The sequence below is a fragment of the Ruegeria sp. P8 genome (assembly GCF_056534665.1).
This window is the reverse complement of the sequence record NZ_JBQERC010000019.1, coordinates 21,930-48,774: the sequence shown is the minus strand read 5'-3', so window position 1 is coordinate 48,774 and position 26,845 is coordinate 21,930. Positions and strand designations below refer to the sequence as shown.

At 55.5% G+C, this 26,845-nt stretch carries 26 protein-coding genes; 13 read left to right on the top strand and 13 right to left on the bottom strand.

Going from position 1 to position 26,845, the window contains the following annotated elements; all coding sequences use genetic code 11:
- Positions 1–97 precede the first annotated feature (97 nt).
- The 3 genes from ACR0BZ_RS17330 to ACR0BZ_RS17320 form a co-directional block, all read right to left on the bottom strand.
- On the bottom strand, positions 98–667 hold the full coding sequence (locus ACR0BZ_RS17330; RefSeq protein ID WP_480477671.1) for a helix-turn-helix domain-containing protein: 570 nt from the start codon (positions 665–667) through the stop codon (positions 98–100).
- A gap of 724 nt (positions 668–1,391) precedes the next feature.
- Positions 1,392–2,324 (bottom strand): phosphotransferase, encoded by a 933-nt coding sequence (locus ACR0BZ_RS17325; protein WP_480484624.1) that lies wholly within the window; start codon positions 2,322–2,324, stop codon positions 1,392–1,394.
- 15 nt (positions 2,325–2,339) lie between these two features.
- A complete protein-coding gene (locus ACR0BZ_RS17320) occupies positions 2,340–4,763 on the bottom strand; it encodes a GcvT family protein (protein WP_480920855.1) in 2,424 nt (807 codons plus the stop codon).
- Positions 4,764–4,909: 146 nt separating this feature from the next.
- Between ACR0BZ_RS17320 and ACR0BZ_RS17315 the strand changes: the two genes are divergently transcribed.
- On the top strand, positions 4,910–5,692 hold the full coding sequence (locus ACR0BZ_RS17315) for a DeoR/GlpR family DNA-binding transcription regulator (protein WP_480488793.1): 783 nt from the start codon (positions 4,910–4,912) through the stop codon (positions 5,690–5,692).
- A 453-nt stretch (positions 5,693–6,145) separates the two neighbouring features.
- Here the strand turns inward: ACR0BZ_RS17315 and ACR0BZ_RS17310 are convergent, their stop codons facing one another.
- The 7 genes from ACR0BZ_RS17310 to pobA form a co-directional block, all read right to left on the bottom strand.
- A complete protein-coding gene (locus ACR0BZ_RS17310) occupies positions 6,146–7,207 on the bottom strand; it encodes a 3-carboxy-cis,cis-muconate cycloisomerase (RefSeq protein ID WP_480920854.1) in 1,062 nt (353 codons plus the stop codon).
- 66 nt (positions 7,208–7,273) lie between these two features.
- A complete protein-coding gene (locus ACR0BZ_RS17305) occupies positions 7,274–8,095 on the bottom strand; it encodes a 3-oxoadipate:acetyl-CoA acetyltransferase (protein ID WP_480920853.1) in 822 nt (273 codons plus the stop codon).
- 48 nt (positions 8,096–8,143) lie between these two features.
- Positions 8,144–8,761 carry a protocatechuate 3,4-dioxygenase subunit alpha gene (gene pcaG, locus ACR0BZ_RS17300; protein ID WP_480833294.1) on the bottom strand — a complete coding sequence of 206 codons (618 nt, stop codon included), beginning with the start codon at positions 8,759–8,761 and terminating at the stop codon, positions 8,144–8,146.
- A 2-nt stretch (positions 8,762–8,763) separates the two neighbouring features.
- On the bottom strand, positions 8,764–9,492 hold the full coding sequence (gene pcaH, locus ACR0BZ_RS17295) for a protocatechuate 3,4-dioxygenase subunit beta (RefSeq protein WP_480560454.1): 729 nt from the start codon (positions 9,490–9,492) through the stop codon (positions 8,764–8,766).
- Between the two features lie 52 nt (positions 9,493–9,544).
- On the bottom strand, positions 9,545–9,922 hold the full coding sequence (pcaC, locus tag ACR0BZ_RS17290) for a 4-carboxymuconolactone decarboxylase (protein WP_480488803.1): 378 nt from the start codon (positions 9,920–9,922) through the stop codon (positions 9,545–9,547).
- The gene (gene pcaD / locus ACR0BZ_RS17285) at positions 9,915–10,703 is read right to left on the bottom strand and encodes a 3-oxoadipate enol-lactonase (RefSeq protein WP_480920852.1); all 789 of its coding nucleotides are present in this window, start codon (positions 10,701–10,703) and stop codon (positions 9,915–9,917) included. Before pcaD ends, pcaC begins: the two co-directional genes overlap by 8 nt.
- Positions 10,703–11,872: a 4-hydroxybenzoate 3-monooxygenase gene (pobA, locus tag ACR0BZ_RS17280; RefSeq protein WP_480920851.1), complete on the bottom strand. Its 1,170-nt coding sequence runs from the start codon at positions 11,870–11,872 to the stop codon at positions 10,703–10,705. The genes pcaD and pobA overlap by 1 nt, the downstream gene beginning before the upstream one ends.
- 97 nt (positions 11,873–11,969) lie before the next feature.
- Between pobA and pcaQ the strand changes: the two genes are divergently transcribed.
- The 10 genes from pcaQ (at position 11,970) to ACR0BZ_RS17230 (ending at position 21,384) form a co-directional block, all read left to right on the top strand.
- Positions 11,970–12,911, top strand: coding sequence for a pca operon transcription factor PcaQ (gene pcaQ / locus ACR0BZ_RS17275; protein ID WP_480920850.1), 942 nt, complete (start codon positions 11,970–11,972; stop codon positions 12,909–12,911).
- Positions 12,912–12,954: 43 nt separating this feature from the next.
- Entirely contained in the window at positions 12,955–13,662 is a 708-nt protein-coding gene (locus ACR0BZ_RS17270) for a class II aldolase/adducin family protein (RefSeq protein ID WP_480774346.1), read from the top strand.
- Positions 13,663–13,670: 8 nt separating this feature from the next.
- Positions 13,671–13,796: a hypothetical protein gene (locus ACR0BZ_RS17265; protein ID WP_480871470.1), complete on the top strand. Its 126-nt coding sequence runs from the start codon at positions 13,671–13,673 to the stop codon at positions 13,794–13,796.
- Between the two features lie 62 nt (positions 13,797–13,858).
- On the top strand, positions 13,859–14,884 hold the full coding sequence (locus ACR0BZ_RS17260) for a LacI family DNA-binding transcriptional regulator (RefSeq protein ID WP_480920849.1): 1,026 nt from the start codon (positions 13,859–13,861) through the stop codon (positions 14,882–14,884).
- A gap of 93 nt (positions 14,885–14,977) precedes the next feature.
- Positions 14,978–16,282 (top strand): ABC transporter substrate-binding protein, encoded by a 1,305-nt coding sequence (locus ACR0BZ_RS17255; RefSeq protein ID WP_480920848.1) that lies wholly within the window; start codon positions 14,978–14,980, stop codon positions 16,280–16,282.
- 106 nt (positions 16,283–16,388) lie between these two features.
- On the top strand, positions 16,389–17,255 hold the full coding sequence (locus ACR0BZ_RS17250; protein ID WP_480920847.1) for a carbohydrate ABC transporter permease: 867 nt from the start codon (positions 16,389–16,391) through the stop codon (positions 17,253–17,255).
- A gap of 12 nt (positions 17,256–17,267) precedes the next feature.
- Entirely contained in the window at positions 17,268–18,098 is an 831-nt protein-coding gene (locus ACR0BZ_RS17245; protein WP_209506825.1) for a carbohydrate ABC transporter permease, read from the top strand.
- 12 nt (positions 18,099–18,110) lie between these two features.
- Positions 18,111–19,115 carry an ABC transporter ATP-binding protein gene (locus tag ACR0BZ_RS17240; RefSeq protein WP_480588715.1) on the top strand — a complete coding sequence of 335 codons (1,005 nt, stop codon included), beginning with the start codon at positions 18,111–18,113 and terminating at the stop codon, positions 19,113–19,115.
- Positions 19,112–19,885 (top strand): L-iditol 2-dehydrogenase, encoded by a 774-nt coding sequence (locus tag ACR0BZ_RS17235; protein ID WP_480520850.1) that lies wholly within the window; start codon positions 19,112–19,114, stop codon positions 19,883–19,885. The genes ACR0BZ_RS17240 and ACR0BZ_RS17235 overlap by 4 nt, the downstream gene beginning before the upstream one ends.
- Positions 19,885–21,384 (top strand): mannitol dehydrogenase family protein, encoded by a 1,500-nt coding sequence (locus ACR0BZ_RS17230; RefSeq protein WP_480920846.1) that lies wholly within the window; start codon positions 19,885–19,887, stop codon positions 21,382–21,384. Before ACR0BZ_RS17235 ends, ACR0BZ_RS17230 begins: the two co-directional genes overlap by 1 nt.
- A 107-nt stretch (positions 21,385–21,491) precedes the next feature.
- Here the strand turns inward: ACR0BZ_RS17230 and ACR0BZ_RS17225 are convergent, their stop codons facing one another.
- From ACR0BZ_RS17225 to ACR0BZ_RS17215, 3 genes are read right to left on the bottom strand one after another with little or no spacing between them, the layout of a single operon-like run.
- Positions 21,492–21,650 carry an EamA family transporter gene (locus ACR0BZ_RS17225; protein WP_480920845.1) on the bottom strand — a complete coding sequence of 53 codons (159 nt, stop codon included), beginning with the start codon at positions 21,648–21,650 and terminating at the stop codon, positions 21,492–21,494.
- Between the two features lie 56 nt (positions 21,651–21,706).
- The gene (gene argE / locus ACR0BZ_RS17220; protein ID WP_480920844.1) at positions 21,707–22,864 is read right to left on the bottom strand and encodes an acetylornithine deacetylase; all 1,158 of its coding nucleotides are present in this window, start codon (positions 22,862–22,864) and stop codon (positions 21,707–21,709) included.
- Positions 22,865–22,867: 3 nt separating this feature from the next.
- Positions 22,868–24,052, bottom strand: a complete 1,185-nt coding sequence (locus ACR0BZ_RS17215; RefSeq protein ID WP_480920864.1) for a M24 family metallopeptidase — start codon at positions 24,050–24,052, stop codon at positions 22,868–22,870.
- A gap of 492 nt (positions 24,053–24,544) precedes the next feature.
- On the opposite strand from ACR0BZ_RS17215, the gene ACR0BZ_RS17210 reads away from it, so the two are divergent.
- Together ACR0BZ_RS17210 and ACR0BZ_RS17205 are read left to right on the top strand one after the other, a co-directional pair.
- Positions 24,545–24,919: a hypothetical protein gene (locus ACR0BZ_RS17210; RefSeq protein WP_480920843.1), complete on the top strand. Its 375-nt coding sequence runs from the start codon at positions 24,545–24,547 to the stop codon at positions 24,917–24,919.
- A 304-nt stretch (positions 24,920–25,223) separates the two neighbouring features.
- A complete protein-coding gene (locus tag ACR0BZ_RS17205; RefSeq protein ID WP_480920842.1) occupies positions 25,224–26,807 on the top strand; it encodes an ABC transporter substrate-binding protein in 1,584 nt (527 codons plus the stop codon).
- Positions 26,808–26,845 lie beyond the last annotated feature (38 nt).

Here is a 26,845-nt window from a genome sequence, read left to right as displayed (position 1 = left end):
AATTTTAGGGCACGCCACGACGTTCGGGGCAGCACTTTCAAGTGCGGCCCCGCGATAGAATTTGGAGAACTTTCGGTGAGCTGTTCAGCCGGTGCGATTACTTGGACGTATTTTTGATCGGCGTCGTGTCCACCCACAATTCAACCGCTTCGGTATCTCCTAGAACGATCGAATAATGCGGCTTGGACGCGTCGTGATGTATCGTGTCACCGCTCGACATGATGTGGACTTCATCGCCCAGATGATATTCCAACTGACCCGAAATCAAATAACAAAAGGTCTCGCCTTCGTGACACATCTTCTCGGACATGTGACCCGCAGGGCGATGAACAATACAAGGATACAAAAGCGCGCCCGAAAACCCCGGACCCAACTTTTCATAGAACCGCCCGTTGACTCCCAAAGCATAGGTTTGACGTCGATCTTTGCGAACGTATTCGGTGTACTCCTCGGGAACGCTGACTAGCTGTTCAATGCTGGTCTTCAAAGATGCAGCAATTGCCATAAGCGAAGACAGGGACGGGGCACTGATGCCGCGTTCAACCTGCGATATGAACCCTGTCGTCAAATCAGCTTCATCCGCAACTTCGACAAGTGTTTTGCCAAGCGCTTTCCGGCGGCGTCGAATTGCTTTCCCCAGTTGAGACGGGTGATTTTTCTGATCCATCATTTCTTCTCTAGTGGTAGAGCTCGACAGCTCTCAGAGGCCTTGTTTCAGCAAATCCTGTACCAGTGTCCGAAGGGGACAGCGATTCGCTTACCTAGGCGAACTTCATAACCGGTACGGTTATCATTGGCTAAGTTTCTACTAAAAGCGTTTTTGACCCTGAAAAGCAAATTTGGTTCGGACCTTCGTGTCGCTACAAGTTTCTGAATGAGAGGCGTTGTCTTGGCGAACACGTGTGAGGAACCTAGCCAAATCAGCCCGCCGCTATGACAGACTCAGATCTGACAGGGGACCTTGTTGCAGTCGACTTACTTCACCGCGTGCACAGAAGGGAATCAGTGATTTTGACGCCTTCATTCAAGAATGGATGTAGAAACGCCCGCGTACCTGTTGCGTTGATATACGTTTCGCCCAAGCGCCAGGAATTCTGCACTTAGCGTTCCTTCAAATGTGCCCCGTGCGAAGACCAACGGTGAATAATCGCAACCCGTGTGTTGAGGTCGCCAAATCAACTCTCGGACGGCATTCAGCTATGATATCTGTTCGATCACGACAGGAAACTGTGCCTCAGGTAGAACAGCACAGCATTTTAACCGCCGTTTTGGGGACGTTGCGGCCCCTCAAAGAGCCTACCGTGAAACCTGTTCGAATCCCATTTGTCCGAACCATTTTTCATTTCCACATGCCAGTCATTCATCAAGAGAATGCAACTTATCCATCTGCACTATTCGTTCGCAACTGCCTGAACATGCGCCGCGAAAGCAGGATTGAACATCAGTGCCTTGCACCTGTCGAACCGACCCGTGGCATAGGCCCAGAAATCTTCGGCCGGGTTATCATCGGCATGTTGGATCAAGCCCCAGAGTGTCCACAGAAGATCGCACATCGCCTTGTAGATCACCATTCGCCCGAATTGAGCCGCTGTTGGTGCCGCGCCAAAATAGGACGTCAGCATTTCGATTTCCTGCTTCTCGGTCAGCCCAGCTTCGACTGACAAATCGCCGAGGTCCCAAAGAGCATCATTCATCCCGGAATATTCGAAATCCACGATCCACATACGGTCACCGTTGTCGAGAAAGTTCTCGCAAAGCGGATCGCAATGGCTGGGAACCAGCGCGCCCGGCTTGTCCTGCAGCAGCTGTTTGATCGGTGCCGCTTCGGCGACAATTTCAGTATAGCCTTCGGGCAGGGAAATATCCTTTGTTGCCAGGACTTTCAGATATTCATCGATCATCGAAAAAAGTTCGAACCGGAACTCGAAAGGGCGGGGTGACTCGTGTAGTTGCCGCAGGGCATGTCCGGCACGCGCGGCCGCTCCGGTGCGCGTTGCGAAAAGCTCGGGTGTCATGGTGACGATATCGTCAATGCAGTCACTGATCATCACACCGGTATCTGCATCCGCCCAAAGCACAGCGGGACCGATACCAGCTTCGGCTGCGACCTTGGCATTGTGAATCTCAACGCCACGATCGATATAATCCGCGGTGCCGTCTCCGGGGATGCGAACGATCATGGTGTGTCCGCAGGTTTCCACTCTGTAGACTAGGTTGGTCAACCCACCCAGCCGCTTGATTTCGCTGTTTTGTGCTGAGGTGTCCTCAAAGCCTTTCAGGTTGCGAAGTTCACTCAGGACACGGTCAGTGTTTCCGTCAGTCATTTTCTGCCCTCCCCCTCAGGCTTTTAGCCGTTCATTGGCCGGGTCGAACAGAGGCCCGTCCACCCGGCAGATTTGTTTGCGGTCACCGAACAGTTCGAGTTCGAATTCCGTCTGGTCCGTCATCGCCACCGGAAGATAGCCGTAGATGATCGTTTTCCCGACGTGGTACCCATAACCACCGCTGCTGGCGCGCGAAACGGTTACGCCATTGTGCAGGATGGTTTCTCCCCCGGTCATCGGCAGTTTTTCTTCGGTCACGAAGGTACAGAGTATCTGTGCCGTGCCATTGGATTTCTGGTCCTCCAGCACATCGCGCCCTAGGAAACTTTCCTTCGATTTCAGGTGGACGCGAGAGCCCAGGCCCGCTTCTACAGGTGTATAGTCCGGGGTGATGTCGGTGCTCCAGTAAAGATACCCCTTTTCCAGGCGCAGCGAGTCAATGGCCCGGTAGCCGATATCGCGGATGCCATGGGCGTGCCCGGCCTTCCAAAGCTGATCATAGACATGAAGTGCAAATTCGGTTGGGATGTGCAGTTCCCAGCCCAACTCGCCGGTATAGCCTATGCGCACTGCACGCACTCTTGCTGCTCCGACTGTAATGTCGCGCGCTGTTGCAAAGGGAAACGCAGCGTTTGAGATATCCTCTTCGGTTACCGTCTGCAGGACGTCGCGCGCTTTTGGCCCGCACATGTTGATCACCGCGCGGGAAGAGGTAACCTCGATTAAATGTGCTGATCCGTCTTCCGGCAGATGACGTCGGATCCAGTCGGAATCGTGAACCCCGAATCCAGCGCCGGTCACGATATAGAAATGGTCGCGCCCCAGGCGGGTGATGGTGACATCCGCCTCGACGCCGCCTTTGTCGTTACAAAGTTGGGTATAGATTACGCTGCCATCCGGCTTGTCCATGTTTGAGACCGCCAGGTGTTGCAACACACCCAACGCGCCAGAGCCGATCAGCTCGAACTTGGAAAAGCTCGACTGGTCGATCAGAACGACACTTTCGCGGGCAGCGCGGTGTTCTTCGGCCGCGAAGACATGCCAACCGGGATTGAGGAAATCGAGCTGATCCACTGGGGCGACCCCAGCTGGGGCAAACCACAAAGGCCGTTCCCACCCGTTCTTCGATCCATAAACCGCCCCGTGTTCTTTCAATCGGTTATATAGTGGAGACAAGCGCAAATTACGTGCGGTCTCGGCCTCCTGGCCCGGATAGCGCATCTTGTAGTGATGTGCGTAATGTTCGACGGCTCGGGGATACATAAAGGCCTTGGTCGCATGATGTGGGCTAAACCGCCGCACGTCCAATGGCCAAAGATCCAGGCTTGGGCGCCCGTTCAGAATCCATTCCGCGATCATTTCCCCCGCGCCCCCGCCAGCCGCAATGCCGTAGAGGAACCCGGTCGAAAGCATCAAGTTCTTGATCTCAGGGGCCCAGCCCATGACAAAATCACCATCGGCGGAATAGGGGATCGGTCCATTGATGATTTGCCGGATTCCGACCTGGTTCACGACAGGGGTGACGACACCGGCAAGTTCAGCCAGCGGCGCGAAACGGTCAAGATTGTCAGGCAGCAACTGGCGCACAAACTCTCCGGGAATGCCCCGTTCTCCAAATGGTAATGTGTCGTCTTCGTAACCTCCGATGACCAGACGCCCGCCAGCATCGGGCTTGTAATAGACCAGACGCTCGGGGTCGCGCAGTGTGGGCAGGCCCTTGACCAATTCCGGCTCTGGTAACGGTTCTGTTACGACGTATTGGTGCTCGACAGCGCAGGCTGGCACCACGACGCCCAGTTTTGCCGCCAGTTCACGGCTCCACATGCCCGAGGCCAGCACAACGGTTTCCGCCTCATAGTCGCCGTTGGTTGTCATCACTTTGGTTATGCGACCATTGCGGATTTCGAAATCCTCAACCTTCACCCCCTGCCTGATCTGTGCGCCGTGGTTACGCGCACCGGCTGCAATCGCCAGACACAGGCCAGCGGGGTCAACGTGGCCGTCCGACGGAATAAAGGCGGCCCCCTCTAACCCGTCGGCATCGATATAGGGAAACAGGGCTTTCGCTTCGGCTGGTGAGATGATTTCCATCTCCAGGTCAAAACTGCGTGCCATCGTTGCCAAGCGTTTTGCCTCCAGCAACCGTTCCTTGGTTGCCGCCAGCCGCAAGCTGCCGACTTTCTTCCAGTCGAATTCCATACCAGTCTCGTCGGCCAGCCGGTCATAGAGCGCGACCGAACGTTTCAGCATCCGGGTTGTATTGCGGGAAGATCGCAATTGCCCAACCAGCCCGGCAGCGTGCCATGTTGCCCCCTCTGTCAGAGATGCCTTTTCCAGAAGGACGACATCCGTCTCACCTGCCTGGGCCAGATGATAAGCGATTGAGCATCCGATGATGCCGCCGCCAATAATAAGGTGTTTTGCAGAATGGGTTGTCATGGCCTCGCCCCTGTCGACAAATTGGGTGCCAGATCACCGTATCGGCCAAATTAAATCAACAAAAATTAAACAAGAGTGTTGAAATCTGTTGATTTAAGGGGGTAACTACAATTTATCCTGTTAAAGTCCAACATCCGAGTGACTGAATGTCAAAATACGAGAAGGACATCCTGAGCGCGGTTAACATGCATGGCCGAATCTCGGTCATGGACCTGGCGCAGAGGCTTAATGTTTCCGATCAGACAATCCGTCGAATTGTAAAGCCGTTGGTGGATGCGGGGCAAATCGACAAGGTTCACGGCGCGTTGATCAGCACCCAAAAGGTTCTAGATCCCCCTTTCATCGCGCGTATGACAACCAACCGCGCAGCGAAAGTCGCCATTGCCAAGTCAATATTGAACCTTGTGCCAGATAACGCGTCCATTGCTATCGATACGGGATCTACGTCGGGTTTTGTGGCCCAAGCCCTCAAGGCGCGCAGAGATCTTACCGTGGTGACGAATTCAGCGTTCATCGCAACAACTTTGGCCATGGGGAACGGCAACCGGGTCTTTATGGCAGGCACACAGCTTCGAAATCATGACGGGGCAGCGTTCGACCGCGCGGCCTTTGACGTTATTGCAAATATGTCGGTGGAGTACTCAATCCTGTCGGCGTCACGTGTGGATCCGAAACAGGGTTTTTTGGTGTTCGAACAATGCGAAGTCGATATTGCGGTCGCAATGAAGGCGATCAGTGAACGATGTTTCATGGCAGTTGACTCGACCAAGTTCCAGGCATCCGAACCCAAACCAGCCTTGCGTCTTCCAGCTCTTTCGGCAAGTGACTTCCTGATAACCGAGCGGAAGCCTGCGCCAAAATTTGAAGGCGTCATAGGTCGGGCAAAGACAGTAATCGCCGCAGATCAGTTTCAAGCTTTTGATGAGTGATTGGCCTTTGGGAACGGACGTTTTTTCCTATTATTTACCACAAAGCTGTGTGGAGTGGCGGGATTGCGTCGCTTGCATAACGCGTGGGCCGCATCAATATTGTCGGCGACATCTGACATACTCCGGCACTCCAAAATGGCAGCTGTCCTGATATCCGCGTCAACGAAATTCCGATATGTTCCGTCCAACGTAGGCTGACTTCCTTGGCCGTGAAATAGGCCAGCGACAGATCGTCAGGGCGATCCTCGGCCATCACCTTGATCAGGAACGCCGCCTGTTCTCGATTCTTCGATGACTATAGGTTGCCCGCACCGTCACTGATCCTTCGCTACTGAAGTGGCCCGTCGTTGGGATTGGGAAAACGGAGGAAACACGATGCGAAACAAGTGACAGAACCTGCGACGCCAAGTCAGCGTCGCGCCTGAGTAACGTCGGGCTCAGAGGCCCGTGCAGTCACTCAACCATGCCTATCCGTTCGATCTGCTGCACTAACGTACCACAGCTGATCAGAGCCTGCCCCGTTGTCAGGATCATCTGGGGTAGGATCATCCATTCCAGCGTCCAGGCAACGCCGGAACGTTCCTGCTCGTGCACCAGCGCCTGATGCATGCCCGACAGTTGGGTTGCGTTGAAACGAGCAAGTGCGACCAGCAGTTCCGCGCGGACCGGGTTGCGCTTGTGAGGCATCGCCGAAGAACCGCCGCCACCTGTCAGCGAAACCTCGTCCACCCCCTGCTGGGCCATGAGCGACACGTCCTGACCGATCTTTCCCAGCGATCCGGTTATCAATGAAAGCCATGAGGCAAATTCTGCAAGATTGTCCCGGCGGGCATGCCAGTTTGCATCGCAGTTGGCCAGGCCAAGCCCACGGGCCACATGATCTGCGATTACCTGTCCGGATCCGTGCATCGCGGTGCGATCCCCAACGGCACCGCCAAGTTGCAGCACAAGCAATCTGGGCTGCAACTGGGTCAGGCGTTTCTGGTGATCGGCCAATGGCAACCGCCAGTTTCGCAGGCGCGTGGCAACTGAAATCTGCAATGCCGCCTGCATTCGGGTTCGCCCCATCATCACGTGTTCGCCATATGCCTGTTCCAACGCCACAAGCGCATCGATCAGGTCTGAAAGACGGGCCGAAAACACCTCCAGAATGTCCTTGATTGACAAAACCAGAGCGGTGTCGACAACATCCTGCGACGTTATCCCTTTATGCAGCGCGACGTGGCAATGTTCAGGCAATGCCGCTTTGAGCGACCGCACCAGCGCGGGCACCACCACGCCATCCGATGCCGTCCCGTCGCGCAGCGCCTGCATGTCGGGGCGGTGTTGTCGGATGAGTTTTGCCGCGGTTTCCGCCACCTCTTGTGGTACGGTGCCGACCGCCGCCAAAGCCTCTGAATATGCGGCCTCGACGGCCAGCATGTGTCTCAGCTGAGCCTCTGCACCCAGCAACTCTGAGGTCTGTGGGTCCTCAAACAACCCGCTGAGCCAGGGATGAGTGGAAAGCTGTTCCATCTTATGTGTGGCCTTTGAAATGAAGCGAGCGGATATCAATCGTCATGGCACCATTCCTCCCTGCGCTCAAAGAGCCAAAATCTCGCGGGCCTGTTGCCAGGTGGCGACCGGACGTTCGTGCTTTGCGCATAGCTCGGTCACGCGATTGACCAGCGCAGCGTTCGAAGGCGCTAGTGTATTCCGATCCAGCCGGACATTGTCTTCCAAACCTGTCCGCGTGTGTCCGCCCGCAGCAATGGCCCATTCATTTACCACAATCTGGTTTGGACCGATCCCGGCGGCACACCATTCGGCATCCGGTGCGCGATCCTGCATGGATTTTACGTAGAAGTCGAACACGGCCCTGTCGACCGGCATCGCGTTTTTGACACCCATGACAAATTGAACATACAGCTTGCCATACAGCTTGCCTTCCTTGTGCAATCTGATCGCTTGCAGGATGTGGGACAGGTCAAACGCCTCGATCTCGGGTGTGACTTCGTATTTTCGCATCTCGGCTGACAGCCAGTCCACCAGATCGGGTGGATTTTCATAAACCCGGGTGGGAAAGTTGTTCGATCCAACCGACAGCGACGCCATGTCAGGTGACAGGGGCAGCATTCCGCCCCTTGCCTGACCGGCGCCTGACCGCCCACCGGTAGAGAACTGGATAATCATTCCGGGGCAGTGTTTTTGCAAACCCTCTTTGAGGAGGGCGAATTTCTCGGGGTCGCTGCTGGGCGTCTGATCATCGTTGCGAACATGGGCGTGGACGATGCTGGCCCCGGCCTCGAACGCCTCTTGCGTGCTTTCGACCTGTTCCGCAACCGAGATCGGCACCGCGGGGTTGTTCTTTTTGGTGGGCAGGGAACCGGTGATAGCCACGCAGATAATGCAGGGTTTGGTCATGGTGACTTCCTGAAATGAGTGCCGCCTTGGCAAGGCAGCACCAAGTAATCAGATATCAAAAAAGACGGTCTCATCTTCGCCTTGTATCTTGATATCGAAGCGATAGACAACTTGACCGTCCCGATTGGTGCGTTTGGCCAGCAGCGTTGCGCGGCGGCGTTCCCATTCGATGAGATTAAGGACCGGGTCCTTGCTATTGGCCTCTTCCTCGTCCTCGAAATAGATACGCGTATTCAGGCCGACATTGATGCCCCGGGCAACAATCCAAAGGTTGATATGAGGGGCCTGCTGGCCCACGTTTCGTCCCGGTGTCGGACCGGGTTTGACTGTGTCGAACGCCCATTCGCCGGTTTCAAAGTTGGTGATGACGCGTCCCCAGCCGCGAAAGCCGTCTTCGACATCGCCGCCGCCCTCAGGATGGGCATAGACGCCCTTGGCATTTGCTTGCCAAGCCTCAAGCAGAACATCCTTGATGGGAGATCCTGCCCCGTCCACGACCAGTCCTTCGACCCTAATACGCTCACCCTCGGCATTTGGTCCGGCTATGTCCCAGCCCAATTCCTGCCTGTAGATTTCAAATCCGGCAGCCCCGGGCGCCAGACCGATATGGACGTAAGGCCCGGCTGTTTGCGAGGGGGTTTCCTTCAGATAATTCAGCTGTTGCATCTTCAGTTCCCCTCCAGACGGTTTTCAAACAGGGTCGAGCGCCGACCGCGCAAGACCACGTCAAATTTATAGGCGATGGTATCCAGAGGGATCGTTGAATTCATATCGAGCCGCGAAATCAGGCGGCTGATCGCATCGGCGTCAGGAATAGTTTTCACGATCGGGCACCTGTCGATCAACGGGTCACCTTCGAAATAGCATTGTGTGATCAGGCGCTGTGCGAAACCTGTTCCGAATATCGACATGTGGATATGGGCGGGACGCCAGCTGTTCACCCAATTGCGCCAGGGGTAGGCACCGGGTTTCACGGTGCGAAAGAAATAATAACCGTTTTCATCTGTCAGGGTGCGGCCGCAACCACCGAAATTGGGATCGATCGGTGCCAGATAGGTATCTTTCTTGTGTCGATAGCGCCCACCTGCATTCGCCTGCCAGATTTCCACCAACGTGTTTGGCACCGGACGTCCGTTTTCATCCAGCACCCTGCCGTGCAGAATGATACGCTCGCCAATCGGGCTTTCGCCGGGTTGCGCATAGTTCGAGATCAGGTCGTTATCCAGAGGATCAACATCGTTGTGGCCAAAAACCGGGCCGGTGACCTCACTGATCGAGTTTTGCAGCGAGATCAGCGAATATTGCGGTGAACGGGTCACGCTGGTCTTGTAGTCGGGTGTCAGCGCAGGTGGGTGCCACTCGCGGTCACGCTGGTAGAATTCACCTTGTTTCAACATTGTCGGATCACACTTCCTTTTTGTCTGACTGGGGTTCCTACGCGTTTCCCATTCAGTCCTGTTCCATTTCATCATAGGTCTGTTTTGCCAGTTTGAGGGCCTGATTGGCGCGTGGCACGCCCGCGTAAATTGCGACGTGCTGAAACGCTTCAAGTACATCCTGCTTGCTGGCGCCGGTACGGGCTGTGGCGCGGATGTGCATCGGGATTTCTTCGAAATTGCCCAACGCAGCCAGCAAAGCCAGCGTCAGCATGGATCTCTCACGGTCGCTGATCCCGTCCGAGGCCCAGACGGTGCCCCACGCGCCTTCGGTGATAAGCGTCTGAAATGGACCGTCCAAATCAGACTTGGCGTCTTCGGCGCGATCCACATGGGCATCGCCCAGAATTCTGCGCCGCACTCGCATACCGGACTCGTATTTGTCACTCATTGCGGTTCTCCATCAGGAAGGCGGACAAGTGTTCAGCATAGGTGGCGGGGGCTTCCACACATGGCAGGTGCCCGGTGTTGGGTATTTCGGCATAGCGCGCCCCGGGGATCATAGCACAGGTCTGCCGGACCAGTTCGGGTGGGCAGGCGCGGTCATCTGATCCGGCGATGGCCAAAACCGGCAATCGCAGCGCCCGGGTCATGGGTTCGAGATCAGCATTTGCAATCGCGTTGCAGCATCCCAGGTACCCAGAAACAGGTGTACGTACCAGCATGTTGCGCCAAAGCAGCACGTTATCGGTTGCCCTGAAACCCGCCGCAAACCAACGGTCCAGAATTGCGTCTGCCACAGGCTCGATGCCGGACGACCGGATCGCGCCCATCCGGTCACGCCACATCTGCGCCGTCCCCATTTTCGTGGCGGTGTTGGACAGAACAAGGGCGCGGATCTGGTCCGGTCGGCGCGAAGCCAGCGCCTGACCGATCATCCCGCCAATCGACAGGCCGACAAACACCGTGTCGCGAACCCCGATATGGTCAAGCAAAGCCTCGGCGTCATCCGCCAGCCCAGCCATGCTGTAAAGCGCCTGAGGGCATTCCGACAGGCCGTGACCACGCAGATCGAACCGGATCAGGCGCAGCCCCTTGGGCAGCAACGGCAAAACCTTGTCCCAAAGGCGCAGGTCAGTTCCCAGCGAGTTGGCAAACACCACAGGCGTGCCATCTGGATCGCCATCCTCACGCCAATGCAGGTGAATGTTATCCAGCGCCGCAATCTGCATCAGTAGGGCAGCCCGACATAGTTTTGTGCAAACACCGATTGGGCCTCTTTGTTTTCGCGCAGGAAATCAATGTCAGCCTTCTGCATTTTCAGGTCAAAGCCGTTCTGTTCCGGAAAACGGTGCAACAGATTGGTCGTGGACCAACTGAACCGCTCGGCCTTCCAGATCCGGGCCAGCGCTTTTTCGGAATAGCGGTCGATGCCTTCGCTGTCGTGGTCTTCATAGAATTGCAGCAGTGCGTTGTGCAGATAGTGGATGTCGCTTGCCGCCGTGTTTAGCCCCTTGGCCCCGGTGGGGGGCACGATATGCGCGGCATCCCCACACAGGAACAAACGGCCCCAGCGCATTGGTTCAGTCACGAAAGACCGCAGCGCCGCAATTGATTTTTCGACAGATGGCCCGGTGATCAGTGTCGCAGCATATTGCGCGGGGATCCTGCGTTTCAGCTCCTGCCAGAAGGCTTGATCAGTCCAGTCATCGGCACTGTCAGACAGCGAGCATTGAATGTAGTACCGGCTGAGGTTCTCATTGCGCATGGAACAAAGCGCAAAACCGCGTTCCGATCCGGCATATATCAGTTCGTCATGGACCGGGGGTGTTTCGGACAAAACGCCTAGCCAGCCAAATGGATAGACCTTTTCAAATTCCCGGCGCACGGTCAGCGGGATGGTTTGACGCGACACCCCATGAAACCCGTCGCACCCGGCGACAAAATCGCAATCAATCCGGTGTCCGGTCCCATCCGCTTGATACGTCACATAGGGTGCATCACTGTCAGCCCCGTGAATCTGAACATCATCGGCGTTGAAAACGATCTTACCGCCCATTGCCTCGCGCGCATCATACAGATCACGGGTTACTTCCGTTTGTCCGTAAACAACCACATGACTGCCTGTCAGCTTTTTAAAGTTGATGCCGAATTCGATATCACCATACGAGATCACCGTGCCGTCATGGACAAAACATTCCTTGTCCATCCGCTCTGCTACACCGGCCTCGCGCATCAGTTCCACAAAACCGGTTTCCAGAATGCCGGCGCGAATGCGGCCCAGAACATATTCTCTGGTTTTGCGCTCTAACACGATGGTGTCTATGCCTTTGCGGTGCAACAACTGGCTGAGCAAAAGACCTGAAGGTCCACCGCCGATGATCGCGACCTGAACGCGCATGTTGGCTCTCCTGATTTCGCGTATCTAATAATTGAACGCCATTTCTCGATATGTAAAATGAGTTCTGCTTGGACTTAGTTGCCGGAATTGGAAAGTAATGATAGATCGCCGCATCAAAGTTAGACATATTCAATGTTTTATTGAGATATGTCGCGAGAAAAGCCTGAAAGTTGCGGCAGAGAAGCTGTTTCTCACGCAACCGGCGATATCCAAGACGCTTAAGGAGCTTGAGGATATTCTGGGCACTGTGCTGTTGTCCCGTAACCGGTCCGGTGTTTCTCTGACACGGCAGGGCGAAGTGTTTCTGCATTTCGCCGAAATGTCACTGGCCGCTTTGCAGCAAGGTTTTTCTGGTGTGGAACAGATCGAGGCGCGGGGCAGGGCCAGCCTTCGGGTCGGGGTGCTGCCTTCGGTTGCGGCCCGTTTGATGCCAGCCGTTGCTACCGAGTTTTCCGAACTTGCGGGCAATGCTCGACTGAGCGTTTTCGACGGCCCACATGGCCATTTGATGGAGCGTCTTCGTCTAGGAGATCTGGAGCTTGTTATCGGGCGTTTGGGTCGCCCTGAAACCATGCAGGGCATTTCCTTTACCCAGCTTTACGAGGAGAAGGTCGTCTTTGTCGTGCGCGCGGATCACCCGCTGCTGAAAACCCCCGATCTCAGGCGGATTACCGAGTGGCAAGTGCTTTACCCGCCTGAAGGATCGGCAATTCGGCCCTTGGTGGATCGCCTCATGATCGCGCATGGGATTGGTGAAATCGAAGATCGTCTGGAAACTGTCTCGGGTGCTTTCGGGCGAGTGTATACCCGGCAGACCGACGCGATCTGGATCATCTCGGCGGGGGTGGTTGCCAATGAAACCAGCGATGGCCACCTTGTGGCGTTGCCGTTTGATACGTCGATAACGCGCGGACCCGTTGGGCTGATGCGTCGGCCGGACCAGGTCCTGTCACCTCAGGCGCAGGTTTTCGGGTTGGCTTTGGACAATGCAATTGCGAGGTTGGGCTTGTCGCCTGATGGTGCGACCTCTGATAACTAAGGCTGGTCCATTCCGCCGGGTGGCGCTAGGACAGGAGCACAAGATGGATGACAAGGAACGCAGAATCCGTGAGGCGATTATCGAGAAATGCCTTTTTCTGAATTCCAGTGGTCTTAGCCAGGGCACATCCGGCAATATCTCGGCCCGATACGAGAACCGGATGCTGATCACACCTTCGGCGACGCCATATGACAAGCTGACCCCCGAGATGATCGTCTCAATGCCATTTGATGGAGAGTTTGGGACCTGGTATGGCCCGCTCAAACCTTCGACCGAATGGCGGTTTCACTTCGACATCCTCAAGACCCGCCCCGATATGGGCGCGGTGGTCCATGCACATCCGATCTATTGCACGGCGCTGGCGATTGCACACAAAGAAATCCCGGCAGCGCATTACATGGTCGCGGCCTTCGGCGGTCCCAATGTTCGCTGCGCACCCTATGCGCGCTTTGGAACGCCCGAGCTGTCGGAGCTGGCGATCGAAGCGCTGCAAGATCGAACCGCCTGTCTGCTTGGAAATCATGGGTCCATTGCCATGGGAGAGGACCTGGACAAGGCCATATGGCGCGCAGTCGAGCTGGAAACCATTGCCCGTCAATATTACCTTTCCCTGACCCTCGGTCCGGTGATCCTGACCGATGAACAGATTTCCGAAACGCTATCCGGTTTCGCTTCTTACGGCGTTCAGGACGACTACAAGGACGTCGCAGCAGGCACTGCGCACGAGCAAAATGCGTCTGAACAGAAGTGAGCGCCAGGATGGCCGCGCTGGGGGTCGGTATATTGGGCTCAAGTCCAGAACTTCGCGACGTGATCAGGAGGTTTTCGCCTGTCGGCGTTGGTGTCACGCATCTGGCCATTCGCGCGGATACGGCTGCCTATTGATTTATTGTCGCGCGTAAAGAAAATGTAAGGTCAAAGCAAAAGAGTTCCGCAAGCGGGTAGGTATGGTAAAAATAAGAAATATGGAGGAGTTCGCGGCCCTGAGCGGGATTTCTCGGCCAACGGTTTCCAAATATTTCCACGACCCGGAAAGCGTTCGTTCCTCTACGCGGGCGCGTATCGAAGAAGCATTGGAAAAGTTCGATTACCGTCCAAATATCTATGCGGTGAACCAGAACCGAAAGCTGACCAAGAATATCGGTATCGTTGTTCCCTATCTTGCCGATCCATTTTTTGCCGAGATGGCCAGATACCTCGAGCAGAGCTGTATTGCGGCCGGGTATCGTCCATCTCTTTTCAGCTCGCATGGTGAGCAGGAACTCGAGAACGAAATACTCGACAGCCTGCGGTCGCTCAAGCCGGCCGGAGTACTGTTTGCTCCTTTGGGGCGCGGGTCGGACCGAGCTCACATCGAGAAATTTTGCGCCGAGGTGCCAACAGTTCTGTTTGACAGCAACCTCGAAGGTTTGGGTGCAGCCTTTATAGGGTCGGACAATTTCAGTTTTGTTTCCCAAACCGTGGAATACATGACCCGGACGGGTGAACCTCCGTCTTTCTTTGAAATGCGCACGCCAGCAAACCCAAACGCTAACAAGCGACGCAAGGCATATATTGAGGTTATGGAACGTCTGGGGTTCGAGCCCCATGTCATTAAAATCGATGGTGAAGGCTGGGCGTTTGAAGAGATCGGGCATCAAGGTGCTTTGAGGGTGTTGGAGAAAGGCGCTCTCAGGACGAATTCGGTTTTGTGCAGCAATGACCGCCTTGCGATCGGATTTCTGGCTGCCTGTTATGAGCAGGGGATTCGGGTTGGGCGAACGGAAGAATGCTCACTCCGTGTCGCATCAAATGACGACCACCCTTTTGCAAAATTTACGTGCCCATCGCTGACAACAGCTGCGCATGATTATGACAACGTGGCAGGATGCAGTGTGGACACCTTGTTTGAACTCATTGAAAGCGGTGGAAAATTTGATGATCGGACGGAAACTCTGTTTCCGGCACGGCTTGTCTTAAGAGAATCTGCGTGAATTAAAACTTAACGCGCGTAAAGTTATTATTGACGCCGCGACAATTTATAAACTAGGGTCTCTGTACAGCATCCAAGCTCAGGGAGGACAGGGATGTATTTGAAGAACGCACTTCGTGCGGCGACTGCGTTGACTTTCGTCGCTACGGCAGCAGCCCAAGCGGAAACCATCACGATCGCGACCGTCAACAATGGCGACATGATCCGGATGCAGGGCTACACAGACAACTTCACCAATGCGACCGGCATTGATGTCGAATGGGTGACGTTGGAAGAAAACGTTTTGCGTCAGCGCGTCACGACCGACATCACCACCAAAGGCGGTCAGTTCGACATCATGACCATCGGCATGTACGAAACCCCGATCTGGGGTGCGAACGGCTGGCTGGTACCGCTGGACGGTTTGTCCGATGAATATGATGTTGGCGATCTGCTGCCTGCGATGGCAGGAGGGTTGAGCCATGATGGCACGCTTTATGCTGCGCCGTTTTATGGCGAAAGCTCGATGATCATGTACCGCACCGACCTGATGGAAAAGGTCGGTCTGGAAATGCCCGAAGCACCCACATGGCAATTCATCCGTGAAGCTGCGGCTGCAATGACCGATCGCGACAACGACATCAACGGCATCTGCCTGCGTGGCAAGGCGGGCTGGGGTGAAGGTGGTGCCTTTATCACCGTAACCGGCAATTCTTTCGGTGCGCGCTGGTTCGATGAAAACTGGAAGCCGCAGTTCGATCAGCCCGAGTGGAAAGAGGCGCTGACGTTCTTCGTCGACATGATGAGTGAATCCGGCCCGGCTGGCTATGCAACAAACGGTTTCAACGAGAACCTGTCTTTGTTCCAGCAAGGCAAGTGCGGCATGTGGATTGACGCCACCGTCGCCGCGTCTTTTGTGACAAATCCGGACGACTCAACCGTAGCTGACAAGGTTGGCTTCGCACTTGCACCAAATTCGGAAGGTGTCGACAAGCGCGCCAATTGGCTTTGGGCTTGGGCGCTGGCGATCCCGGCGGGAACTCAGCAGGAAGATGCGGCCAAGCAGTTCATCGAATGGGCAACCTCGAAAGACTACATCGAGCTGGTGGCTGAAAACGAAGGTTGGGCCAATGTGCCTCCGGGCGCGCGGACCTCGCTTTATGAGAATGACAACTACAAGGAAGTCCCATTTGCAAAAATGACTCTGGAATCGATCCTGATGGCTGACCCGCAGAATTGCTGTGTGCAGCCGACACCCTATACCGGTGTCCAGTTCGTGGCCATTCCGGAATTTGCAGGGATTGCCACACAGGTAAGCCAGGAATTCTCGGCCGTTTATGCCGGGCAGCAAACAGTGGATGAGGCGCTTGCCAAAGCGCAGGCCTTCACAGCAGAAGAGATGGAAGCCGCAGGGTACTGAGGCAACCTTCCCAGCGGGGGGCAGACGTTTTGTCCCCCGCTCCCACTTTCACAATTCGTGTTTTTCTCGCAGGCTGCCTTACGCCTGAACAGAGAGGTCTTGCACAATGGCAACTCAACATTCCAGATCAGTTGCACGCCTGATGATGGCACCCGCAGTGGTACTGCTGCTTGGCTGGATGCTCGTGCCGCTGACGATGACCCTGTATTTTTCCTTCAAGAAATACCTTCCCTTGCGGGGCGGTGATCTCGGATGGGTGGGTTTCGACAACTATATCCGGTTTGTTTCGTCCAGTTCGTTCTGGCCCGCGGTACAGGCAACGCTTGTCATTGTGATCGGCGTGTTGGCGATTACGGTCATTCTGGGCATCCTGCTGGCGATGCTTTTAGATCAACCGATGTGGGGCCAGGGGGTGGTGCGCATCCTCGTTATTGCACCATTCTTTGTTATGCCGACTGTGTCGGCTCTGGTCTGGAAAAACATGTTCATGGACCCGGTCAACGGGTTGCTGGCCCATCTGTGGCGCTTTTTCGGGGCTGAACCGGTCTCGTGGTTGTCCGAAGCTTCAATGACTTCGATTATCATGATCGTGTCGTGGCAATGGTTGCCATTTGCGACACTGATCCTTTTGACTGCAATTCAGTCGCTGGATAGTGAGCAACTGGAAGCTGCTGAAATGGATGGCGCACCGCCGCTCAAGCGGTTCTACCACATCATTCTGCCGCACCTGAGCCGTGCAATCACAATCGTAATCCTGATCCAGACAATCTTTCTGCTTTCGATCTTTGCCGAGATTTTCGTCACCACCGGTGGCGCGTTCGGCACCCGTACACTCACCTACCTGATCTTCCAGCGCGTTTTGGAAAGCCAGAATGTCGGTCTCGGATCAGCCGGAGGTGTCTATGCGATCATTCTCGCCAATATCGTTGCGGTCTTCCTGATGCGCATCGTCGGCAAGAACCTGGACGCGTGAAGAGGTAAAACCATGGCCCGCACCGTTACAATCCAACGCAAGTCGCTGAACACTGCCCTGGCCTGGGCCGTCGGTCTGCTGATCTTTTTCCCGATCCTCTGGACCATCCTGACCAGCTTCAAAACCGAAGCACAGGCTATCGCAAGCCCGCCACTGTTCCTGAACTTCGACTGGACGCTCGAGAACTATGCTGTCGTGCAGGAACGCTCGAACTACATGCGTTTCCTTTGGAACTCGGTCATCATCGCAGGTGGGTCAACCCTGTTGGGTGTGATCATTGCCGTACCGGCAGCATGGGCAATGGCGTTTGTTCCTTCGAAACGTACAAAGGACATTCTGCTTTGGATGCTCTCTACCAAGATGTTGCCGGCAGTCGGTGTCCTTTACCCGATCTACCTGCTGTTCATCCGTCTGGGGCTGCTTGATACACGAGGTGGACTGGTTGTCGTGTTGATGCTGATCAACTTGCCGATCATCGTCTGGATGCTCTACACCTACTTTCGCGAAATTCCCGGTGAAATCCTTGAAGCTGCGCGGATGGACGGGGCAACGCTGAAAGAGGAAATCCTGCACATCCTGACACCCATGGCTGTACCGGGCATCGCTTCGACTGTCCTGCTGAACTTCATTCTAGCCTGGAACGAGGCATTCTGGACCCTCAACCTGACAGCCGTTGACGCGGCCCCGCTGACCGCATTTATCGCCAGCTATTCCAGCCCCGAGGGCCTGTTCTTTGCCAAGCTCAGCGCGGCTTCGACAATGGCGATTGCACCGATCCTGATCCTTGGCTGGTTTAGCCAGAAACAACTTGTCCGCGGCCTGACTTTTGGCGCTGTGAAATAAGGAAAACTTCTCATGGGACGTATTCAACTCAAGTCCGTGACCAAAAGCTTTGGCGATGTGCAGGTTATCCCGCCATTGGATCTGACCATCGAAGACGGAGAGTTCACGGTGTTCGTCGGACCATCGGGTTGCGGTAAGTCCACTTTGCTGCGCCTGATTGCGGGGTTGGAGGACATCACCTCGGGTTCAATCGACATTGACGGGGCCGACGCAACAAACGTACCACCCGCAAAACGCGGCTTGGCAATGGTGTTCCAGTCTTATGCCTTGTATCCACATATGTCTGTTCGCAAGAACATCGCCTTTCCGTTGCGCATGGCAAAACTGGATCAGGCCGAAATCGACAAACGTGTGGAAGGGGCCGCGCAGGTTCTGAACCTGACCGACTATCTGGATCGCCGCCCCGGTCAGCTGTCCGGTGGCCAGCGCCAGCGCGTGGCCATCGGGCGTGCCATTGTCCGCGAACCCGCAGCGTTCCTGTTCGATGAGCCGCTGTCCAACCTGGACGCCGCGCTGCGCGTTGGCATGCGTTTGGAGATCAGCGAGTTGCACGAACGGCTGGCGACCACCATGATCTATGTGACCCATGATCAGGTCGAAGCGATGACGATGGCCGACAAGATCGTCGTGCTTCAGGCTGGTGTAATCGAGCAGGTCGGAAGCCCGCTGGACCTGTATCGAACGCCGCGAAACCTTTTTGTCGCCGGGTTCATCGGTTCGCCCAAGATGAACTTTATCGAAGGCGAAGAGGCTGCAAAACACGGCGCACATACAATCGGTATCCGCCCCGAACATATTGCTGTGTCCGAGAGCGAAGGAACCTGGAGCGGTGTCGTCGGCGTGTCCGAGCATCTTGGATCAGATACGTTTTTCCACATACATGAAACCGGTCTGGCGGAAACAATCACGGTGCGCGCGGACGGAGAGGTTGGATTTAGGCATGGCGACCGTATCTACCTGACGCCACGTGCCGACGTGCTTCATCGTTTTGACGCGCAAGGGCTGCGGATCGAATGAAGCGACTGGACGGAAAAACCGCGCTTATCACTGGTGCTGCGCGTGGAATCGGGCTGGCCTTCGCAAAAGCTTACGTCGCCGAAGGTGCGCGTGTGGCCATTGCCGACATAGATTTCGCGCGGGCGCAATCCGCAGCCTCGGAAATCGGTGACGCTGCAATGGCGGTCGAAATGAATGTTGTTGATCAGGACAGCATCGACATTGCTGTTGCGCGCGCAGTGGATCAGTTCGGCCAGATTGACATTCTGATCAACAATGCTGCCGTTTTCTCAGCAGCGCCAATCATCGAAATCGACCGCTCCGATTACCAGCGCGTTTTTGATATCAATGTTTCGGGCACCTTGTTTACAATGCAGACCGTTGCGCGGCACATGATCGACGCCAATGTCAAAGGCCGGATCATAAATCTGGCCTCACAGGCTGGTCGGCGTGGCGAACCTTTGGTCGCCGTTTACTGCGCCAGCAAGGCTGCCGTAATATCTTTGACGCAGTCAGCGGGGCTCAATCTGATCGCTCACGGGATAAATGTGAATGCGATCTCACCCGGTGTTGTTGATGGAGAGCATTGGGACGGCGTCGACGCCTTCTTTGCGAAGTACGAAAATAAAAAACCGGGGCAGAAGAAGCGCGAAGTTGCATCAGCGGTACCGTTCGGCCGTATGGGACGGGCCGAGGATTTAACCGGGATGGCGGTGTTTTTGGCGTCTGATGAAGCGGAATACATCGTGGCCCAGACTTACAATGTCGATGGCGGAAACTGGATGAGCTGATGACCCCTTTGGCGGACATAACACCGGTAGAGCTGTGCCTCGAACGCCTCGGATCGCTTCCTGCGGATGTCAAAATACCCGGATACCGGCGTGAAGACCTGACCCCTGGAATTGTTCATATTGGGCTTGGGAATTTTCACCGTGCGCATCAGGCGTGGTACATCCACAGGCTGATGCAAAAAGGGCAGGCCCTGGACTGGGCGATCATCGGGGCCGGCGTTCGGGCTTATGACGCGGACATGCGCGAAAAGCTGATTGGGCAGGACTGTCTGACAACTTTGATCGAGCTTGACCCGTCCGGTGTTTCGGCCGAAGTCATCGGTCCGTTGATGGACTATCTGCCCATTGAACCCGAAAATGCGCCTCTGATCCGGAAAATGTCCGATCCCGCCATTCGGATCGTGTCCCTTACCGTAACGGAAGGTGGCTATTTTCTGGATGCCAAGTCGGGTGTTTTCGGCGTGGATCACGATGATATTCGACACGACGTGCAAAACCCGCAACAGCCTCGCACGGTCTTTGGTGCCATTGTGGCGGCACTTGGCAATCGCCGTGCCGCCGGGCATCTGCCCTTTACGGCATTAAGTTGTGACAACCTTCAGGGCAACGGTACTATCTTGCGCAACTGTGTTGTTGAACTGGCGCGCCGGACGGACCCTGATCTTGCGGATTGGATCGATCAGAACGGGGCGTTTCCGAATTCAATGGTGGATTGCATTGTTCCCGCCACCTCTGATCAAGTTCGGTCGCAGGCTCGAGCCCTAGGAATTGAAGACTGCGTTCCGGTGTCACACGAGAATTTCCGCCAATGGGTGATTGAGGATGATTTCTGCGCCGGGCGGCCAATGTTGGAGAATGTCGGCGTTACGATCACCAAGGACGTACACGCATATGAAACACTGAAACTGCGCATTCTGAACGGCGGGCACCAGATTCTGGCGAATGTGGGCGAGGTTCTGAACATCCCCACAATCTTGGACTGCATGAACGACCGGGAAATTTCGGCATTCTTCCTGAAAGTCCAGACCGAAGAAATTCTTCCTCATGCCAGTGCGGTTCCTGGGATGACACCGGAACAGTATCTGGATCTGGTTAAACGCAGATTTTCGAATACGGCTATTCACGATACCACGCGACGCGTGGCCTTTGATGGGTCTGCGCGCCACCCCGGTTTCCTGCTTCCGTCCATTCGCGATGCTCTGGCCTCGGGTACATCTGTCACTGGGCTGGCACTGGTTGAAGCTTTCTGGTGCCGGATGTGCGCCGGTCTGCGTGAGGATGGATCAGAGATTGCGCCCAATGATCCCATCTGGAGCGATTTGCAGAGTGCGGCCCTTGCCGCCAGGGGACGGCCCGAAAAGTGGCTTGAGGTAGCAAACCTGTACGGAAGTACTGGCCGTGAAGCCCAGTTTGCAGAATCCTTCACACGCTGGTTGCCACGGATCTGGCAGCACGGATGCCGGTCGACGATCAAAAGCTATGTGAATGCGCTTTCCTGACGGTTGTGATCTCGGTTCAGGTGGTTTCTATCGTTTCGCTGGTCATGGTGATGGGAAATATCACGACAAAAAAGAATGAGTATTGCACTGTGCTAGCCGGTACCGGGTCATTTCGAGTGATCACGCGGCAGGGCAGGGCGGAACACCGCCAGCAGCGGCAGAAGACACAGAACAGCCAGACCATAACGGATCGCAAGCATGGTCATCGGTTCCACATAGGGCAGCACCATCTTGGCAAAACTGTAGCCACCCGCCCAGAACAGCACGAACAGACCGGTGCACCCAACCAGAATATCGATACCGCGCGGACCAAGGTCATCATCTACTCCAGCTTCGAAGATAACCGCCGAAGCATATCAAGGCACTGGGCCATCTGTTCGACCGAGACGTATTCATCCGGTTTATGCGCCTGATCGATTGATCCGGGACCGCAAACAACGACGTTCATCCCCAACTGCTGGAATATCCCGGCCTCGGTACCGAAGGGTACAACGTCGGCTCCGTTTGCCCCTGTCAGTTCCATCACAAGGTCACGCGCCTCGTTGTCGTCCATTGGTTCTAGCCCGTCGACCTCACCGATAATTTCGGTCTTGATACCGGCATCGGGATGAACAGTCTGCATTGCCGGGATCAGGGTTTGCGCGCAAAACCGGTGCAGTTCGTCTTTGACGTAATCCGCATCCGCCTTTTGCACTGGTCGTATCTCCCAATCGACCCGCGCCTTACCGGGGATCACATTATGGGCCACCCCGCCCACCAGCGAACCGGTATTTATTGTTGTCCATGGCGGGTCGAACGGGCTGTTTGCCGGTGCTCGCCCTTGCAAATCAGCCTTCAGCGCCAGCAGTTTCGACACGTATTGCACTGCGTATTCGACAGCGTTAACGCCGCGCTCGGGGGCCGAGCCATGGCCTTCGAACCCGGTAAAATGCGTTGTATATTCAAAGCAGCCCTTATGGCCCTCGATGATGCGCATCGAGGTGGGCTCGCCAATGATGACCACAGCGGGTTTGATCGCTTTCTTCCGCAGGGTCTTGGCCAAAGCCTGCGCGCCAAAACAGCCGATTTCTTCATCATATGTAAAGGCGAAATGCAATGGGCGCTGAAGATCCAGCTTTGCGTAATACGGGGCCATGACGACTGCCGCCGCGATAAACCCTTTCATATCGCAGGTGCCGCGACCAAACCACTTGCCGTCCCGCTCCTCCATCACGAATGGGTCCGAGGACCAGTCCTGATCCGTAACAGGCACCACATCGGAATGGCCTGATAGGACGATACCACCGTCGCGCTTGGGGCCCAATGAGGCAAAAAGATTGGCTTTGGTGCCGGTTTCGTCATGCCATATTTCCACCTCTGCACCGCAATCGCTCAACCGGTCCGCGAGGTGCTTGATCATGTCCAGGTTACTGTCTGACGAAACCGTGGGGAAGCTGATCAGTTCGCCCAGCAGGGTCTTGGCGTCTTCGAGGATGCTCAAGGCTTAGTCTTTCACAAAGAGCTTTCGCTCGATATTGCACAGGGCTTCGGCGGGGCCGTTTTCAGTTATAAGAATGGTTTCCGTGGTCTCAAGCCCCCAGCTGTCCATCCACAGCGCAGGCATGAAATGGAAAACCATGCCCGGTTGCAGAATGGTCTCGTCTTCGGCGCGGATCGACGCTGTCCGTTCGCCCCAATCTGGCGGATAGCTCAGGCCGATAGGGTATCCCATGCGCCCCTCCCGTTCGAGTCCGTGACGGGCAAGAACCTTAAGAAAAGCGTTTGCAATGTCGCTGGTCCGATTGCCAGCCCGGGCAGCCTCTAAACCCGCCGCTATCCCTTCGATCTGCGCGCGTTCCGCGTCCCGCATTTCTGGCGGCGGAGTGCCAAGAAATACCGTGCGGCAAAGCGGAGCGTGGTACCGCCGATAGCAGCCTGATAGTTCGAAAAATGTTGCCTCACCTTCTTTCATCGGCGCGCCATTCCATGTCAGGTGCGCGGCAGTGGCATCCAGCCCTGAGGGTGTCAAAGGGACAATGGCCGGGTAATCCCCCCAATCATCCTCAACCCCGGTAATCCCGGCATGAAGGATATCTGCGACAAGGTCGTTCTTGCGCACGCCCACCGCGGCGCGATCAATGGCCGTTTGGATTACTTTTTCGGAAATCCGGGCCGCCTTTCTAATAAAGACAATTTCTTCTTCCGATTTGATCAGACGCTGCCAGTTTACAAGTGCCGTCGCATCCACCAGCGTCGCTTCGGGCAATTCCTTGCCCAAAACCTCGTGTGCCTTTGCGGAATAGTAATAGTTCTCCATCTCAACGCCGAAGCGGGCGGTGCTCAGCCCAAGCGCGCGAATGTGGCCAGCCAGATCCTGCATTGGATGGCGTATGGTTGATTGAACGTAGTGGTCTGCATAGCCGCGAATGTTGTCCTTGGACATCCAGCATGTGCGCAACCCACCCAATGCATCCATCTGGCGTCCCCACCAAATCGGCTCACCTTCCATGCCGAGCAATACGCCCTGATGCACGTAAAAGGACCAACCATCATAGCCAGTCAGCCAAGCCTGGTTCGAAGGGTCGGTGACAAACAGTAGCTCTAGCCCCGCTTTTTCCATAGCGCTTCGGGTCTTGGCGATCCTGCGGTCATATTCCGCTTGGCTGAAGGGGGCGTGTTCAATCGGCATGGCATCCTCGGAGGCTGGATATGACACGTACTTGAGCGCAATCTTTCCAATTTGTACACAAATGAACTTGTAAGCGATACCTGAACCGAAACCCCTATTAGAAGTTAATGGGTTATCTAACGAGGAGATCATGGTACGGGTACAGGGTATTCGCCCTCAGCATCGAAGGACGCAGTAGAATAGAGCGCTGGAAGCATGCGAAGTCCCTGTTCGGCGGTTAGTGCGTTTCCGAAACCGCGCCAAAAGTCATGAGCCACCGAGGGTCATGAGAAATTTCTTCAGACCTCATCTGATCGCGGTTTTCGCGGACCAATCGACTATTTGTGCGGTTTTATGCTGCGCCTGAGCGAGGATCGGCGTTTCTCCGCTGGATATGATTGCAAGACGGCAACGGTGGCACCTGATCTCGCGCGCGGCATGGTGCAGGGGGTCGGTGCCTTGGGGCACAGTGAAGGCTCGCTGCCAAACCCCAGATGTCCAAGGACTCAATCAATGCTACACACTGCGCCCACCTGTCGAGAGGCGGCCCCTTGTTTCGATGCATGTCGATCCAGCGCGCTCGACACCAACGGCATTCTCAATTCAACGCGTGCCGCGTCCCCTGTGGTGAACGAGGCAGAGTGTCAGAGCCTGCGCAACTCGACCGGTCAGAGGAAAGCGCGCAATCTTTGGGGAATGGTTGCGTGGGGTTTGTTGGTGATAGTCCAAATCGCTGCGTACGCCGCCATGTTCTATGGCGTGTTGGTTATGCATATCTCGCTGCTTCCCTACGTATTTCTGGTCGCACTGACCGTGTTACTTTGGCTGGGTTACGATTGCATTCGCGATATGCGCAAGGATACGTCATCAGCTACCGGTCAGAGATAGATATCCATTCTTACCTGAATGACTTCGGGTCAACGATAGTCGATATCTGCGGCCATACTGCCGGACCTTGGGGAATGTAAGTGTCGCCCTTCGCGATTTTCCTGGGGCAGGGCGCTTTCAATTTCAAGACACACCCTGGCAACGGGCATCTTTCACGAAAGTCAGTGACAGAGCCGGTTGACAACAGGTTTTGTATTTTGGATACATTTGTCAGGGATATCGCAACGACCTGTATTGTCACTGAACGCTCTGACGACAAAGAGCCCTGCGATTGTCTTGCAAAGTCCATTTCTGGGAGAAAATCATGAAACTCAATCTTCTGGCCGCAACCACGGCAATCGCCCTGTCGGGTGCCGTGGCACAGGCGAATACCCTTGTGTATTGTTCCGAAGGTTCGCCCGAGGGGTTTGACCCTGCATTATTTACCGCAGGAACAACCTTTGATGCCTCATCGCATCCTATTTATAATCGGTTGCTGGAATTCGAAACCGGTACGACCAATGTGATCCCCGGCTTGGCTGAAAGTGTCGAGGCCAGTGATGATGGCCTGGAATACACGTTCAAGCTGCGCCAGGGTGTCAAATTCCATTCGAATGACGAATTCACCCCGACCCGCGACTTCAATGCCGATGACGTAATCTTCTCGTTCATGCGCCAAAAGGACGAGAACCACCCCTATAACCAAGTGTCTGGCGGCACGTGGGAATACTTCCAGGGCATGGGGATGCCGGATCTGGTCTCTTCTATCGAAAAGATTGATGACTACACGGTGAAATTCACCCTGTCCAAGCCAGAGGCGCCCTTTGTTGCGAATATGGCGATGGACTTTGCATCGATCATGTCAGCCGAATATGGCGACGCTATGCTGGCTGCCGGCACGCCTGAAAAACTGAATACCGCGCCCATCGGGACCGGGCCTTTCTCGTTCGTGGCCTACCAGAAAGACGCGGTGATCCGCTATGCGGCTAATGGCGATTATTGGAAAGAACCGGCGCAGGTCGAAAACCTGATCTTTGCCATTACGCCGGACGCGTCTGTTCGCTATCAGAAGCTGAAAGCTGGCGAGTGCCATGTGATGCCTTACCCGAACCCGGCTGACATTCAGGCGATGAAGGATGATGCAGACATCAACATGATGGAGCAGGAAGGGCTGAACGTCGGGTATCTGGCTTACAACACCACGATGGCGCCGTTCGACAACCCCAAGGTTCGCAAAGCGTTGAACATGGCGATCGACAAACAGGCGATCATCGACGTGGTTTTCCAGGGCTCGGGCCAGGCTGCCAAGAACCCGATCCCGCCAACCATGTGGGGCTATAACGACGCTATTGTGGACGATGCCTATGATCCCGAAGCGGCCAAGGCCATGCTTGATGCCGAAGGTGTCTCGGACTTGTCGATGAAGATCTGGGCGATGCCTGTTCAGCGCCCCTATAACCCCAATGCCCGCCGCATGGCCGAGCTGATCCAGGCGGATTTTGCCAAGGTTGGTGTGGGCGTCGAAATCGTCTCATACGAATGGGGCGAATACCTGTCACGCTCGAAAGAACTGAACCGCGATGGTGCTGTTTTGCTGGGCTGGACCGGGGATAACGGCGATCCGGACAACTTCCTGGCCGTTCTGCTGGGCTGTGACGGGGTCGAAGCATCTAACCGTGCACAATGGTGCCACCAGCCGTTCGAGGATCTGATCCTGAAAGCCAAGCAAAGCACCGATCAGGCCGAGCGGACCAAGCTGTATGAAGAAGCGCAGGTCGTGTTCAAAGAGCAGGCCCCATGGGCAACCATTGCTCACTCGGTTGTATTCATGCCGATGAGCAACAAGGTGCAAGGCTACAAAGTGCACCCGCTGGGCGGCCACATCTTCTATGGTGTGAGCGTCGAGTAAGCCACCACTCACTCACCGGAGCCGCCTGTTTGGCGGCT